Origin of the sequence: Paenibacillus sp. M2 (assembly GCF_046713495.1) — a bacterium.
Lineage (GTDB): Bacteria > Bacillota > Bacilli > Paenibacillales > Paenibacillaceae > Paenibacillus > Paenibacillus amylolyticus_B.
In genome coordinates, this window is sequence record NZ_CP169648.1 from 1,460,429 (window position 1) to 1,475,793 (window position 15,365).

Below are 15,365 nucleotides of genomic sequence, written 5' to 3' on the forward strand. Positions count from 1 at the left end.
AATGATGCTGGACGTGATTAAAAAGGCGGCGTTGGCCGCTGTAGATGCCAAGTCTCCCGTTCAGGTAATGTACGGAAGCGTGACAAACACACAGCCTCTGGAGATCACCGTTGAACAACGGTTGGCATTGGCTGAGCCTTTTCTGGTACTGCCAGAATCCGTAGTGAACAAAGCTTGGACCGTGGGTGACCATGTTCTGTTGTTGCGTGTTCAAGGTGGAGACAGTTTTGTCGTGCTGGATCGGCTGGTGAATCCATGATTCCACAGGGTGCGCAGATTAGCGCAGAAGATCAGGAAGAGGCTGCTGTACTTCCAAGTTTGACGTATGTGTTTCAAGCTTCGGGACAGCGAATTGGAAGACTGCAACTGGATGGAAAAGATGCGGTAAAACAGGCGGTGTATAAAGCCTTGTCTACACGTCGCTATGAGCATCTAATCTATTCCGCGGATTACGGCATGGAATGGTCCTGGGAAGGAATGGCCGGGAGATCCATGGTTGAATCTGAACTGGAACGCTGGATTCGCGAAGCGTTGCTTCCGGATGATCGCATTTCGGATGTAACGGAGTTCGATTTTGTCCACGAGGCCGATGGGGTGCGGGTTTCGTTTACCGTGGAAACGGATTTTGGCAGCTTCAGGGAAGAGACGGAGGTGAACATGGATGTATGAAGAGCAGACGTTTGAAATTATTTTAAATCGAATGCTGGATAGAGTGCCGGATGGTGTGGATAAACGTGAAGGCAGTATTATCTATGATGCGCTTGCCCCAGCGGCTGTGGAAATGGCTCAGATGTATATCGAGTTAGATGTGAACATCAACCTGAAGTTTGCAGATACAGCATCTGGAGAGTATCTGGATCGCGCGGTGGCTTGGTCGGGCATTCGTCGGAAGGCCGCCACGAAGGCGCATTGGGTTGGTAGTTTCCGGGATAATGAAGGTAAGCCTGTTGAGGTTCCTTTGGAGAGTCGTTTTTCTACGGGAGATCGGGTATATGCTGTTGTGGAGCGCGTCGCGGCAGGGCGATATGTGTTGGAGTGTGAAGTCGCGGGAGCGGAAGGTAATGAATATACGGGGGCACTGCTGCCCATTGATTATATTGCCGGCCTGACGACAGCTGTATTGACACAGTTGCTGGTTCCTGGCGAAGACGAGGAAACGGATCAGGCCCTGTACGACCGATATCAGGATAAAGTATCCCGTCCGGTCACGAGTGCCAACAAATATCAGTATGAGTTATGGGCACGGGAAAACTCCGGTGTGGGCAAAGCGAAGGCTTTTCCACTGTGGGATGGTCCAGGTACAGTCAAGGTGGCTTTGCTGAATAACGAAATGAAAACACCTGCTGAGGCGGTCATTAAGGCGGTGCAGGAATATATCGATCCAACCCAGGATGGAATGGGCGAAGGTGCTGCTCCAATCGGACCCGTGGTTACGGTGGTGGGAGCGGAAGAGGTTCCTATTGATGTTGAGGTACAGGTCACGCTTGCTTCTGGTTCAACGTACGAGGGTGTGAAAACACTAATTGAAACGGGAGTTACGGCATATCTGAAAGAACTGGCTTTTGCAGATCCGTTGGTGCGTTGGACACGTATTGCCAATGTCATTCTGGATATCCCACCCGTGATTGATTATAGCGATCTGCTAGTGAATGGTGGTATGTCCAATCTGGAGATCGCCCCCGGCGCAGTAGCCGTTCTTGGGACGGTGAAGGTGACATGAGTAAAGCAGAGGTATTAATGAATCTTTTGCCCCCGTTGTATGAAAATGTGCTGGAGATGCAGCTTCTTACGGAGACCGAAGGTGTTGAGCTGGACAAGCTTACGGTGGGTTTGGAAAGTGTACTGGATCAATTCTACCCGGAGTCTGCGACCTGGGCATTGGAACGTTATGAGCGGGATTTGCAGATTCCTACAAATCAAGCCAAGCCAGAAGACCAGCGGAGATCCGTAATCATCTCCAAAATGCGCGGCAGCGGCAAAGTCTCAGGCTCCATGCTCAAGAACGTGGCGCAGGCCTACGAAAGTGGCGGGATCGAAGTTTCGGTTGATCCAGTTGAATATAGGATCCTGATCCGTTTCATCGACACATGGGGCTTGCCACCCAATTTGGACGATCTGAAGGCAGCGATTGAGGATATCATACCGGCACATATGACCGTGGAGTACCGTCTACGGTATTTGACGATTTCGGAGGTAGAGAGCATGACACTGGCCGAGATCGAACAGACTCGGCAGGATAAATTTTTAGGAGGTGGAGCTTAAATGAGTGAACCGAAGACAACGAATTTGGGGTTGAATAAGATTGATCGTTCTTCGCCATCGACGACCTATTTCGATCTGGACAAGTATTTGGATCAGAACTGGGAGAAGGTTGATGGTTTTGCGGATCAAGTGGAGGAAAGGGCTGCGGAAACTGCTGAGCGGGTAAGCAGTATTCAGGAGCGGCTGGATACGGAGAAGCGCAAGTCCGTGACGTTGGAACAGGGATTACAGATTATTAATGCGGAACGCACCTCGGCATTTAAGTTGGAAGGATTGAAGGGCCGTACGCTGGTGAATTTATTGGGACGTGATGGAGGCTTTGAGGGATATAGTAACTGGGGTATAGGCGCAGCGTCAGCAACTTTAGATACTACGGTATATACCCAAGGTAGTATGAGTTCATTAAAAGTAACCCTGGCCTCCACTAACAGCAACATAAGCAAGACAGTGTCTACGTCAGTCGGTAAGACATATATACTGATAGCGGATGTCAAAAACGTATCGACTAGCAGCGCATTCGTATCGATATCCACTGTAGTTAACGGGAATGTAATAACAGGAACTACGTTTGGGACCTCATTCGCTAGGTTTACGGCGACAGCCTCAACCCATGCGATTGCAGTTGTAGGTGGTGGGGAATCTGGGCAAGTATTCAATGCGGACAATGTGCGCCTTTACGAAGTCAGCTCAGCCGAATACGTTGCACTGAACAGCATGACGCCGGAACAAGTAGCCGCTAAGTATCCTTACGTTGATAGCGTTCATCCTATACGAAATCCATATGCGATTAGGTATGGAGAGAATTTGATACCGCCTTTTTATGAGGCGACTTACAGAACCAAAGCATCCAAGATTATCGACCCATACACTTATCAACAAACGGCAGTGTCAACTGACTCTTGGACACGATTCACAATCACTGTTCTTCCGCAGACTGATTATCATCTATCCTTTTCTTCTTTAAATGGTAAAGCCATGTTAGCCGTTTTTTCAGTTGATGAAAAAGTGTTGCTATTAAATTACGGGCAAGGTGGTAGAACATTCAATAGCGGTGTTCATACTCAAATTTCTGTTTATATTAACGGGACAGGAGACCGTGTTGATACGATCATTAACCCAATGCTTACACTCGGCAAAACAGCCAAGCCATTCAAACCGCGTGAAGATGTTATGCTTGCTTTGCAAACGGATTTATACGCTGATTCAGTAACAGGGACGAATGCTGACGAAGTGTTCGAACGAGATGGGCAGTATTTCAAATTGGCGAAGTGGCGTAAGGTTGTGCTGGATGGATCATTTACACACTTGCCTTTTGGATCAGGTACTGGCTTTAAGGTTATCAATGCACTTTTACCTGAGTCTCCAGCCGTAGATGGATCAGGTTTACTGACTAAATACCAGGGGGAAATTATTAAGGAAACAGATTATGCTACTGTAAGTAGTCAAGCTGATAATCTGAATATAGGCTCATCCGGTGCAAATGGTGTTTTTGATAACTTTCAAATTTCTATAGCTAACATTGACAGCGGCTGGGGAGACTCATACACACCGACAGCCGAAGAGGTTAAGGCGTATTTCATGGGATGGAAGATGTATGATGTAAATACCAATCCTGATGGAAGTGGTGTTTATAACAGAACTGATGGTGTGGGGAAATGGTTTGTTCCAGTCAATCGATCTTCTGGCGGTGTAAATGTACTTCCGACAGCGAAGGTTCCAACAGTTGCGTCATACCAACTCCTATACCAGCTTGCAACACCAACTGTCGAACCGATCACGTTTGAGGGACAATTGACGTTTATTGAGGGAGTTAACCAAGTTGAAATCGGAACGGGATTGGTAGTGCGTGAAAAAGCCGCTATTCTTAGTGTTCCCGGATCTGCTGCAGCAATTGGAGATATCGGAAACCCCACTGCATATAAAGTTGAAAAGTTTATTCGAGCCTATAAAAATAGCAAACACGATCCATCTTGGTATGCAAGTACGTTGAATCCTTATGGAGCTGAAAAAGCGCGAATAGATTGGGTTAATTTTGATCCGGCAGCAGCCTACAGCGTCACATATCTAATGTTGGACAAGCATCCAGTAGCTCCATTCATCGGATCAGTTGCAGATAATGAAAAGGCACTACTTATGGACTTGGTACAGGACGTTCAACAGGTAAATGCACGTCTTAGTGTTGTGGAATCTAAAGAGGATGAGAAGGATGCTCCTGCATGGATTACGCCGACGTTGCTTAGCGGGATTACGTTCAATAATTATCCCATTAACCGACAGGGGTATTACAAAAATAGCTTGAACGTAGTTCAACTCTCCTTAGCTATAATTGGTCCGAATAACGGTGGTATCGCACAGAATACTTTAATTTGCATATTACCTGTAGGGTACAGGCCTAGCAGCAATGTGTTTATAACTGGCACGAATACAAATGCGCAAGGGTTAAACGCTCAAGCTCTATCTATTGTCATTAATAGCGAGGGCCAAGTAGTCTTAACATCATTGCCTACTACGCCTTCACAGTTATCCGTAACGGTTTCTGGCGTGTTTCTAGCCGAACAATAAAGGAGGGGTCATATGAAAGCCGTACCTAAAGTAAATAAAGACGCCCTCTATCTGGAGGACGAGTTGGTGGACGATGACTTTGCAAGTGTCGTTCCTTTTTATGCCGAGCCGGAGCCGATTGTTTCCAATCCTGAAGCTACTGAGCAGCCGGCAGCACCAGAGAAAAAGGCTGTGCCGGAAATTGCCGGATATATTGTGGGTTTGCCATCTCCTGCCGGTCTATTCAGACCACGCTTTGATCTAGCAATCTGGCAGGCATACCAGACTGCTCTTGAGATTGATTCCGAAGCAAGTTTCCCTGAATTATGGGTGGAGGGGTTGGGCCAAGATGAAATTGACAAACTAATCGAGCGTACACCTCAAAAAGCGTCAGAACTTGACTTGTTGCAGCAACGCTTGGTTGAGGCGGAGGCTAAACATTCGCAGTTGGCTGCGGAAAGCACACTTAATCAAGTAGCTCTTATGGAATTGCACCAAATGTTGCTAAAAGTACTGGCCAAGTAACGATTGGCAAAGTACACTCTATGACTGGGTGAGTTCATGTGGGAGGTGAGGGGGATGTTAGCAATCTATGTAATGTTGATCCAAAAAAATATCATTAAGCTGGAGGAAGTACCGCCAGAAAGCCGTGATAAAGTGAAAGAGATGTTACAGGCTAAAGATTCCTAAATGAAATTGGCGAATAAACATACTAGTAATGTTATAGAATGCATCATTGATTTCTGGGAGGAATAAGGATTTTTATAATCAGATGATGGAACAAAGGATATGGAGGTGAAACCATGGAACGATGGGACACCCTATGGAAATGGGGAATTGCGCTCATGAGTAGCTCGGTAACCTACTTCTTCGGAGGTTGGTCAGGCGTACTCGGCGTATTGCTTGTATTCGTCATTCTCGATTACCTAACCGGCATCGTGGCTGCGGGTATGAATGGAAAGTTAGAAAGCAACGTCGGCATGTTCGGCATCGCGCGAAAGGTATTTATTTTTGCAATGGTATCGGTGGCTCATCTGGTGGACGGTGTTCTGGGAGACGGACATTTGTTCAGGGATGCGGTCGCCTTTTTTTATATCGCAAATGAGTTGTTGTCCATTATCGAAAACGGGGGCAAGTTGGGCGCTCCAATTCCGCCAGTGATTCGGCAAGCTATTGAAGTGCTCAAGGGCAAAGGGGGAACCGGGGAACTTCCCGGTAACTTCTCCCCGAAGGGCAAAGATTCTTTTTCCAATCTAGAAACAGAGGATGTTGAACCTGCTGAAACTCAAGATAACGTTAAATAGTTTGAAATATTTTTAGTGTCTTCTTTACTATACCGTTGCTGAACATCGCAAGTGTAGTTTTTTTGAACTATATACATCTATACAGATTGAACTTAACATTTTCACACAATAACGGAGAGGACAGAAAAAACCTGAAAAAGCGAAGCGGTCGCCTTTATCCTCCGGATTTTCCCCTTTATAAAGAGAATCAAAAAAATCCGGGGATAACAGCGATTGGAAGGTTATTCTGTCATCGGAGTGTCCGTGTGAACAAGGCTCAGTTCATTTCCAACACATCAGGGACACACACACAAGCAACCCCTAATCCAACCGCATTAACTATAGGAGCATTTTGCATCAATCCAGTGAGTGACATCCAATCAGCAATGTATAGATCAGAATGCTCTAATCTGTCTATACATGTACCTGGGAACGCTTGAATCGAATGATGTAAAATGCTGATACAAACGGCAATTTGCCGCATAAAGGGTGTGAGAAACATGCAAACCAGAAGCTCAGGCAACACGCAGGGTATTGACGTTTCCCGCTACCAGGGCAATATCGAATGGGCCAAAGTGAAGGCAAGTGGCATGACATTTGTATTCATCAAGGCAAGCGAGGGACAGACATATACCGATCCAAATTACCAGAAAAATGTAACCGGTGCACTTGCTGCGGGTATGCTGGTCGGAACTTATCACTTCTTCCGCGCGACATCTACCGATGGTGCCAAAGCAGAAGCAGCACATTACGCCAATACACTTAACAAAGTTGGAGGAGCCAAGGCTTTACAACTTCCACCTGTTATGGACTACGAGAACAACCCAGGCAACCTGAGCAAAGCGCAGATGAATACGGTTGCCAAAGCTTTTTTAACCGAATTACAACGTCTGACAGGTGTAAAACCGATCATATACACGGGCAATTCATTTGCCGGGAATTTTGATACATCACTCAGCTCATACGATCTGTGGATCGCACGTTACAGCAACACACGTGTACCGGAAGACCAGCCGGCATGGAAGCGTTGGACGTTCTGGCAGTATACGGATTCAGGCAAGGTGAATGGCATTAGTGGCAACGTGGATATGAATGAATTCGAGGGAACAGCGGCAGAGCTCAGAGCAAGATACGCAGCAGCCACTCCGAAACCTCCGGAGCCATCCAATCCAACGAATCCAAGTCATCCGAATCCACCGACTGAACCACCGAAAGGGGGCGAACCGATGACAGCCGAAGAGAAAGCAGCGTTTGACGCGCTCAAATCTCAAGTGGATAAACTGCAGGCGCGTCAGCAAATGGAAGTTCCAGTATGGGCAAAGGCAGCTGTGGATGCAGCACTGGCATATGACACCAAAAATCCATTGTTCAGCATCGATAATGGGGCGAGTTATGATTTTTACCGTTTTATTACCGTGATGCATCGCAGAGGTTTGTTTAAAAAGTGAGCTGATTCTTAGCCAATTAAAATGTTGATCTTATCTGAATAGGGATGGAATGGAGAAGGGACACGAGACGCTTTTTGTCGAACTGTGTTCCTTTTTTGTGTTTTGTGTAAGTAATATTAACGCATATAATAAAGTTGAAGACTTATGTCTGTAAATCTCTTGTCTAATTGATTAATGTGATGTAAAGTAAGTTACACGAAATTGTTTTTCACCACAGTTTATTTACACAATCCTCCTCATCATGACAAAACCATAACATAAGAAGTTATTGTAATGTCTCCCTGTTGTACAATCCAACATCTCAAGATGACTCGTTCATACATTTTACACATCCAATCTGCAAGAGAAAGCCACCGTTTTAAAAAACTTACACGATCTAAACATCCTAGCCTATGTTGAGTTTCTTTCGTCCGTATTGCAAACGAACGCTACCTAATCCAATTTCCACACTCCATGCTCAAGACGACATGCTCAAGGAACAGACTTTATTGCGTAGCCAGCAGCGTAGTATTCATATGCCCATCTGTATTTTCAATCTACTGACTTGAACATGCTCTTACCGGTCTGTAACCGTTTGCTGTTGCTTATTGACCTAAGTTCAAATAAAACGCAACCATCATAAGCAGCAATCTCATTCAATTTCATAGATTCATCTCACAAGATACGTTGTTGAAGCTTTTTCTTTTTCTATAAAAGTAATCGTCCGTATCCGTAATCCATGTGCAGGATGATCTGGCTTTTACTTATATCCATTATTCATCTTTCTCCCATACGTTTTTTACGTTTCATATACATGCTTACTTTTTCCGGAACTTTAATTCAGGTATCGCAGGCATTTAAAGCCTTTTATATGATACATAGCACCAAACCGATTGCCAACATTGGAGATCTTTCACACCAGCATCACACACATTATGAGACAGGGAAGGGTGTTGTACGTATGCGAACGAGAAAAAAATGGATGTCCGGTTTTTTGACTCTTGCTTTGAGCACCGTCTTGGTATTGTCAGGCTGTTCGAGCAATGAGGGGGCTGGGAATTCGCCTGCTCCCGCGGAAGGCAGCGAGCCACCAGCCGAAGTGACGGAAGCGCAAGATACGATGATCATGGGCCGCGGCGGGGATTCGGTAGCACTCGACCCGGCGATTGTAACTGATGGGGAGTCGCTGAAGATTGGACATCAGGTGTTTGATTCGTTGCTGGATTACAAGGAAGGCGGAACAGAGGTCGTTCCTGGACTTGCAGAGAGTTGGGAGATTTCGGCAGATGGGCTCAAGTATGTGTTTAAGCTGAAGTCCGGTGTGAAATTCCATGATGGAACTGACTTCAACGCGGAGGCTGTTGTGTTCAACTTCAACCGCTGGGGTGATCCGGCGAGTGAATATAAATTCGAAGGGGATTCCTTCGATTATTATGATTCCATGTTTGGTCCAGAGGACGGACGTGTGATCAAGGAAGTGAAGGCGACGGACGAGACTACGGTGGAGTTCACATTGAACCAGCCACAAGCGCCTTTCCTGCAAAATATTGCGATGACGCCATTTGGCATTGCCAGCCCAAAAGCGATTCAGGAGAAAAAAGAAAACTTCAAGAGCGAGCCTGTGGGCACCGGCCCATTTGTATTCAAAGAGTGGAAGCGTAACGACTCCATCACCCTGGAGAAAAACGCGGATTATTGGAAAGAAGGACTACCGAAGCTGAACAAAGTAATCGTGCGTTCGATTCCTGATAACACCGCTCGCTTCAATGCCCTGCAAAACGGTGAGATTGATGTCATGGAAGACTTGAACCCAGACGATCTGTCCATCCTTGAAGGCAATAGCGAGTTGCAGAAGATTGAGCGTCCACCGTTCAACGTGGCGTATATCGGCTTTAACTTCAAGAAGAAACCATTTGATAATGTCAAAGTCAGACAAGCCCTCAACCATGCGGTAAACAAGCAGGCGATTATTGATGCGTTCTTTGCTGGACAAGCTGAGCCTGCTGTTAACCCGATGCCGCCAACGCTGTGGGGGTACAACGATACCATTGAAGATTACCCATATGATCTGGAAAAAGCAAAAGCTCTATTGGCCGAAGCTGGCTTCCCTGACGGTTTGCCTGATCCGGTAACCTTCTATGCTATGCCGGTATCCCGCCCGTATATGCCTGATGGCAAGAAGGTTGCGGAAGCGATCCAGGCTGATTTTGAGAAAATCGGCGTGACCACGAACATCGAATCCCCAGAATGGGCGACGTATCTGGATGATGCCAAAGCCGGAGAGAAAGACGATATCTACATGCTTGGCTGGACGGGGGATAACGGGGACCCGGATAACTTCCTGTACACGTTGCTGGACAAAGACGCCATTCCGGGCAACAACCGTAGCTTCTATGTCAACGAAGAGTTGCATGTGCTGCTGACCGATGCGCAGAAAGAAACAGATCAGGAGAAACGTGCGGAGCTTTACAAACAAGCGCAGGCAATTATCAAGGAAGACGCACCGTGGATTCCACTCGTGCACACCACGCCAATTCTGGCGGGTAAATCGAACCTGAAAGGTTTTGTACCATCTCCGCTGGGCAGTGAATCCTATGCTAGTGCCTACTTCGAATAGAGTAGAGGTAAGTTGAATCTGAATATGCATCTAACGCAATAACCATTCTTTCTATTAAAGCGCTGGTGAGACGCAATGCTTGGCAGAACCCACATCCGGACGTAACTATCCAAAGCATACGTGTCTGCCAGCGCTTTTTATTTTGCACGATATGTCGAAGGCAGGTGAACAGGATTGAACAGCTATATTGTCAAACGTGTGCTTGTGTTGCTGCCCGTGTTGCTGGGCATGACCCTGATCGTCTTTTCCATCATCCACGCCATCCCGGGTGACCCGGCCGAGACCATACTTGGGCAAAAGGCAACCGAACAATCCAAGCAGGCCCTTCGTGACCAGCTCGGTCTGGATAAACCTTGGTTCCAGCAATATTTCGCCTACTTGGGCGATTTGCTCAAAGGAGACCTGGGAACGTCCATCCGCACCAAGGTGCCTATTGCCCAGGAAATTGTGCCTTATCTGACAGCAACCCTTGAATTAACGATGGCAAGTATGTTGTTTGCTGTCATTATTGGGGTGAATGCCGGGATTGTCAGTGCATGGAAGCACAACTCCTGGTTTGATTATTGCTGTATGGTTATTGCTCTAGTGGGTGTATCCATGCCAATCTTCTGGCTCGGTCTGATGGAACAATGGCTGTTTGCGAACAAGTTGCAGTGGCTGCCATCCATTGGGCGCATGAACGCACGAGATCCGGTGGAAGCCATTACGGGTTTATATGTGCTGGATACGATGATTGCCGGACGCTGGGATCAGTTGTGGACCGTTACGAAACATTTGTTGCTCCCAAGTATTGCGCTTGGTACGATCCCGATGGCCGTTATTGCAAGGATGACCCGTTCCAGCATGCTGGAAGTCATGAGTTCCGATTACATTCGTACAGCAAAGGCGAAGGGACTGGGTCCGTTTTTTGTCGTATATGGACATGCACTCAAAAATGCGTTTATCCCTGTGCTCACGGTTATCGGCATCCAGACCGGATCGTTGCTCGGGGGTGCGGTGTTGACCGAAACGATCTTTGCCTGGCCGGGCGTGGGACGTTATATATATGAAGCGATTAGTTCGCGGGACTATCCGGTGATCCAGAGTGGCATTCTGATCGTGGCATTCTTTTTCGTGGTAATCAATCTGATTGTGGACTTGCTCTACGCCGTGTTCGACCCTCGTATCAGTTATAAATAGGCAATTCATCATTTGGGTTCACACGACACGAAGAGTGCAGAACCAATTTGTAGAAGCGAAGCTAAAAACTTTCTGAAAGAAAGCTACATCGGAAGCATAGGCTGCGCATTTATCACCGGATTTTCACCTTTAAATAGGTGGACCAATATAATCTGGGGATAACAGCGATCAGAAGATGGTAATGCAATCGTAGTGCTTGAGTGTAATAGAACGCGTTGATCTTTTGTTATATTCATATCCAAGAAAGGAGACACTGCATGGCCAAATTATCGACCAATACCGGACCATCCATTGATGCTGCGTCGGCGAGCACATCCGGTCCCTGGCGGGAAGCCTGGAGAACGTTTCGGAGAAATCGGCTTGCGCTTGCGGGCCTGATTATTATCGTGTTTTTTATCCTGTTGGCCTTCCTCGCGCCATACATCGCACCTTACGATTACAAGGAACAGGTGCTGGTGGATCGGCTTCAGGCCCCTTCGGCAGAGCATTGGTTTGGTACCGATGATCTGGGGCGTGACGTATTTTCCCGAGTGCTGCATGGGGCGCGTATTTCCTTGTGGGTGGGCTTCTTCTCCGTCATTGGTTCCATTATCGCGGGTACGCTGCTTGGCCTGATTGCCGGGTTTTATGGAAAATGGGCGGACATGCTGATCTCGCGTCTATTTGATATCTTGCTCGCCTTTCCCGGGATTTTGCTGACCATCGCCATTGTGGCGATATTGGGCCCGTCTTTGCAAAATGCACTGCTCGCCATCGCCATCGTGAACATCCCGACCTATGGAAGGTTGGTGCGTTCACGGGTACTCAGCTTGAGACAGGAGGAATTCATTACGTCGGCACGGACACTTGGAGCGGGCAACGGTCGAATCTTGTTTCGCCACATCTTGCCCAATAGCCTTACTCCGCTGATCGTGCAAGGTACACTTGGGATTGGGACTGCGATCATCGAGGCTGCTGCGCTCGGATTTCTAGGTATGGGCGCACAACCACCCGATCCCGAATGGGGTAAAATGCTGTCAGACTCCCGTCAGTTTATACAAAAAGCACCGTGGACACTGATCTTTCCCGGCGTTTCCATTATGTTGACCGTTCTCGGCTTCAACCTAATGGGTGATGGACTGCGCGATACGCTTGATCCGAAAATGGCGAAAAAGTAGAAGTTTCTAATTCTAACCGTAATTGTTTCTTCTATGCCGGTTCGAACTTTGGTTCGAGGCGGCTTTTGTTTTACCTGCGGGATTACGTTAAAATGATTGGTGATGTGTTAAAGTTGAAGGGTTATTCGATCTTTTTTTTAAAATACCCGCCTGCGTATTGACACCCAATTTTCCCATATGTTATATAAAAGAAAGGGTTTAGCACTCCGATCATTAGAGTGCTAACAAATGATGTTTTTACTATACGCCTACATATGGAATGATTCTGTTTTTGAAAATAGATATTGAACTTGAGTAGGACATGCGAAGCGAAGGTGCGCAACAGAATCTGAAGAAGCGAATTGTTTGCTTAATCAACAGACTCCATTTTAATAGAATTCTCTAATCCTCATACAAGTTCCTGATCAAATGCAAAAGTAGTGCAGGGGACGAAATCGATTTGGAGGAAGCGAAGCGTTCGCCTAAAAGCTTTCTGAAAGAAAGCTGCTTCGGAAGCATACGCTATCACCGGATTTCTCCCTTTTAAAAAGGGAATCAAAGAAATATGGGGATAACAGCGATCCGAAAAACGATTCGTAACCGGAACGGCTACTTTGCAGAACGTCATACATTTTGAAGATTAGACAATCTATTGGATCTGATGATCAAGCGTTTAAGCTTCGAATGATTTTCTGGCACCCGTATGTTTTGCATGGAAAACTCAAGGATTTAATTTCTATTTTCAATCAAATCATTCGATATCCAAATTTGAAAGGAGTCCAACCACTCATGGCTAAAAAAGAATTCCAGGCAGAATCCAAACGTTTGCTGGATATGATGATCAACTCCATTTACACCCAAAGAGAAATCTTTTTGAGAGAATTGATCTCCAACTCCAGTGACGCCATTGATAAAATTTACTACAGAGCACTGACAGACGATACGCTTGTTTTCAACAAAGAGGACTACTTCATCAAGCTTACGATCGACAAAGAAAATCGCACGCTCACACTGACGGATACCGGTATCGGGATGACACAGGAAGAGCTGGAGAACAATCTGGGCGTTATCGCGAAGAGTGGCTCCCTGGCGTTCAAGAAGGAAAATGAAGCCAAAGACGGCCATAACATCATCGGACAATTCGGGGTAGGTTTCTACTCGGCATTCATGGTGGCGGACAAGCTGACAGTAACAAGTAAAACGCTGGGTAGCGACGAAGCTTGGAAATGGGAATCCGAAGGTGCGGATGGTTACACGATCACACCAGCTGAGAAAGATTCCGTAGGTACAGAGATCGTGCTGACGATCAAAGAAAATACGGAAGAAGATTCGTATGACGAATTTTTGGAAGAGTACCGCCTGAGATCCATCATCAAGAAATACTCCGACTTCATTCGCTACCCGATCAAGATGGATGTAACGGGTCAACGTCCAAAAGAGGGCACAGAGAACGAGTTCGAAGAGTACCAAGAAGAACAAACCGTGAACAGCATGGTGCCGATCTGGCGTAAAAATAAAAGCGAACTGACCGAAGAAGACTACAATAACTTCTATATGGAAAAACGCTACGGTTTTGACAAACCGCTCAAACACCTGCACATCAGCGCAGATGGCGCAGTGGTATACAATGCAATCCTGTTTATCCCGGAGAACACGCCGTTTGACTACTACACGAAAGAGTATGAAAAAGGCCTTGAACTCTACTCCAACGGTGTATTGATCATGGATAAATGCGGGGATCTGTTGCCAGATTACTTTGGATTTGTCAAAGGTATGGTGGATTCCGAAGACCTGTCCCTGAACATCTCCCGTGAGATGTTGCAACATGATCGTCAGCTTAGCCTGATCGCGAAGAACATTAAGAACAAAATCAAGAGCCAACTGCAAAGCCTGTTGAAGGACGAGCGTGAGAACTACGAGAAGTTCTACCAAGCGTTTGGTCGTCAATTGAAATATGGCGTATATAGCGACTATGGTGTGAACAAGGATACATTGCAGGATCTGCTGTTGTTCACGTCTTCCAAAGAGAGCAAACTCGTGAGCCTGGACGAATACGTCTCCAGAATGCCGGAAGATCAGAAGTATATCTACTATGCATCTGGTGAGTCCATTAGTCGTATTGAGAAGCTGCCACAGATCGAGGGTGTTCTTGAGAAAGGGTACGAAGTATTGTACTTTACCGATGACATCGACGAGTTTGCAATCAAAATGATCACGAACTACAAGGAGAAAGAATTCAAATCCATCTCAAGTGGTGACCTGGGTATCGAAGATAACGCGGACAAAGAAGAAACGGACGCTCAGGACAACGACAACAAAGAGTTGTTTGAAGCGATGCAAGCTCAATTGGCTGGTAAAGTCAAAGCGGTTAAAGCTTCCAAACGCCTCAGAAGCCATCCGGTATGTTTGTCCACCGAAGGTGATTTGACGATTGAAATGGAGAAAATCCTGAAAGCTATGCCGAACAGCGAAAACGTACAAGCCGACAAAGTGCTGGAAATCAACGTGAATCACGATGTTTTCAAATCGTTGAAAGACGCTTTCGCGCAGGATCAGGAAAAACTGAACCTCTACACCAGCTTGTTGTACCATCAGGCATTGCTAATTGAGGGACTGCCAATTCAAGATCCAGTAGAGTTCACCAACGATATCTGTAAGGTGATGGTGTAAACTTACGTAATATCGCAGTGATGTAATAACGGTGTACTGAATCAAAAGTGATGGAATGTTCCATGCAGTTTCCAGGTCTAAGGTTCAGTGCTTATATGGATTGGAAACTACAAAATACCGTTGCACCCATCATCTCCACTCCGACAGGGCGTTTCCGTCCTGTCGGTTTTTTTGTTTTTACCTACAACTGGGAGGGCGCGGGGGAGGTAGACTATCATTGAAGCAAATGATGGATATTAATATAAGTTGA

The 15,365-nt window shown here is 46.4% G+C and carries 12 protein-coding genes; all 12 read left to right on the forward strand.

Going from position 1 to position 15,365, the window contains the following annotated elements:
• Position 1: 1 nt before the first annotated feature.
• The 12 genes from ACETMN_RS06565 (at position 2) to htpG (ending at position 15,115) form a co-directional block, all read left to right on the forward strand.
• Positions 2–259 (forward strand): DUF2577 domain-containing protein, encoded by a 258-nt coding sequence (locus ACETMN_RS06565; protein WP_179198479.1) that lies wholly within the window; start codon positions 2–4, stop codon positions 257–259.
• Positions 256–669: a DUF2634 domain-containing protein gene (locus tag ACETMN_RS06570; protein WP_091015479.1), complete on the forward strand. Its 414-nt coding sequence runs from the start codon at positions 256–258 to the stop codon at positions 667–669. Before ACETMN_RS06565 ends, ACETMN_RS06570 begins: the two co-directional genes overlap by 4 nt.
• Positions 662–1,720: a baseplate J/gp47 family protein gene (locus ACETMN_RS06575; RefSeq protein WP_091015477.1), complete on the forward strand. Its 1,059-nt coding sequence runs from the start codon at positions 662–664 to the stop codon at positions 1,718–1,720. Before ACETMN_RS06570 ends, ACETMN_RS06575 begins: the two co-directional genes overlap by 8 nt.
• Positions 1,717–2,262 (forward strand): putative phage tail protein, encoded by a 546-nt coding sequence (locus tag ACETMN_RS06580; protein ID WP_411735925.1) that lies wholly within the window; start codon positions 1,717–1,719, stop codon positions 2,260–2,262. Before ACETMN_RS06575 ends, ACETMN_RS06580 begins: the two co-directional genes overlap by 4 nt.
• Positions 2,263–4,824, forward strand: a complete 2,562-nt coding sequence (locus ACETMN_RS06585) for a hypothetical protein (protein WP_091015473.1) — start codon at positions 2,263–2,265, stop codon at positions 4,822–4,824.
• Between the two features lie 12 nt (positions 4,825–4,836).
• Positions 4,837–5,328: a hypothetical protein gene (locus tag ACETMN_RS06590; protein WP_091015472.1), complete on the forward strand. Its 492-nt coding sequence runs from the start codon at positions 4,837–4,839 to the stop codon at positions 5,326–5,328.
• A 278-nt stretch (positions 5,329–5,606) separates the two neighbouring features.
• Positions 5,607–6,107, forward strand: coding sequence for a holin family protein (locus ACETMN_RS06595; protein ID WP_091015470.1), 501 nt, complete (start codon positions 5,607–5,609; stop codon positions 6,105–6,107).
• A 479-nt stretch (positions 6,108–6,586) separates the two neighbouring features.
• Positions 6,587–7,534: a glycoside hydrolase family 25 protein gene (locus ACETMN_RS06600; RefSeq protein ID WP_091015468.1), complete on the forward strand. Its 948-nt coding sequence runs from the start codon at positions 6,587–6,589 to the stop codon at positions 7,532–7,534.
• A gap of 940 nt (positions 7,535–8,474) precedes the next feature.
• The gene (locus ACETMN_RS06605) at positions 8,475–10,130 is read left to right on the forward strand and encodes an ABC transporter substrate-binding protein (RefSeq protein WP_411735926.1); all 1,656 of its coding nucleotides are present in this window, start codon (positions 8,475–8,477) and stop codon (positions 10,128–10,130) included.
• Positions 10,131–10,304: 174 nt separating this feature from the next.
• Complete coding sequence (locus ACETMN_RS06610) at positions 10,305–11,309, forward strand: ABC transporter permease (protein WP_249911555.1); 1,005 nt, start codon at positions 10,305–10,307, stop codon at positions 11,307–11,309.
• A 257-nt stretch (positions 11,310–11,566) separates the two neighbouring features.
• Entirely contained in the window at positions 11,567–12,466 is a 900-nt protein-coding gene (gene nikC / locus ACETMN_RS06615; protein ID WP_091015464.1) for a nickel transporter permease, read from the forward strand.
• A gap of 768 nt (positions 12,467–13,234) precedes the next feature.
• On the forward strand, positions 13,235–15,115 hold the full coding sequence (gene htpG, locus ACETMN_RS06620) for a molecular chaperone HtpG (RefSeq protein ID WP_411735927.1): 1,881 nt from the start codon (positions 13,235–13,237) through the stop codon (positions 15,113–15,115).
• Positions 15,116–15,365: the final 250 nt, after the last annotated feature.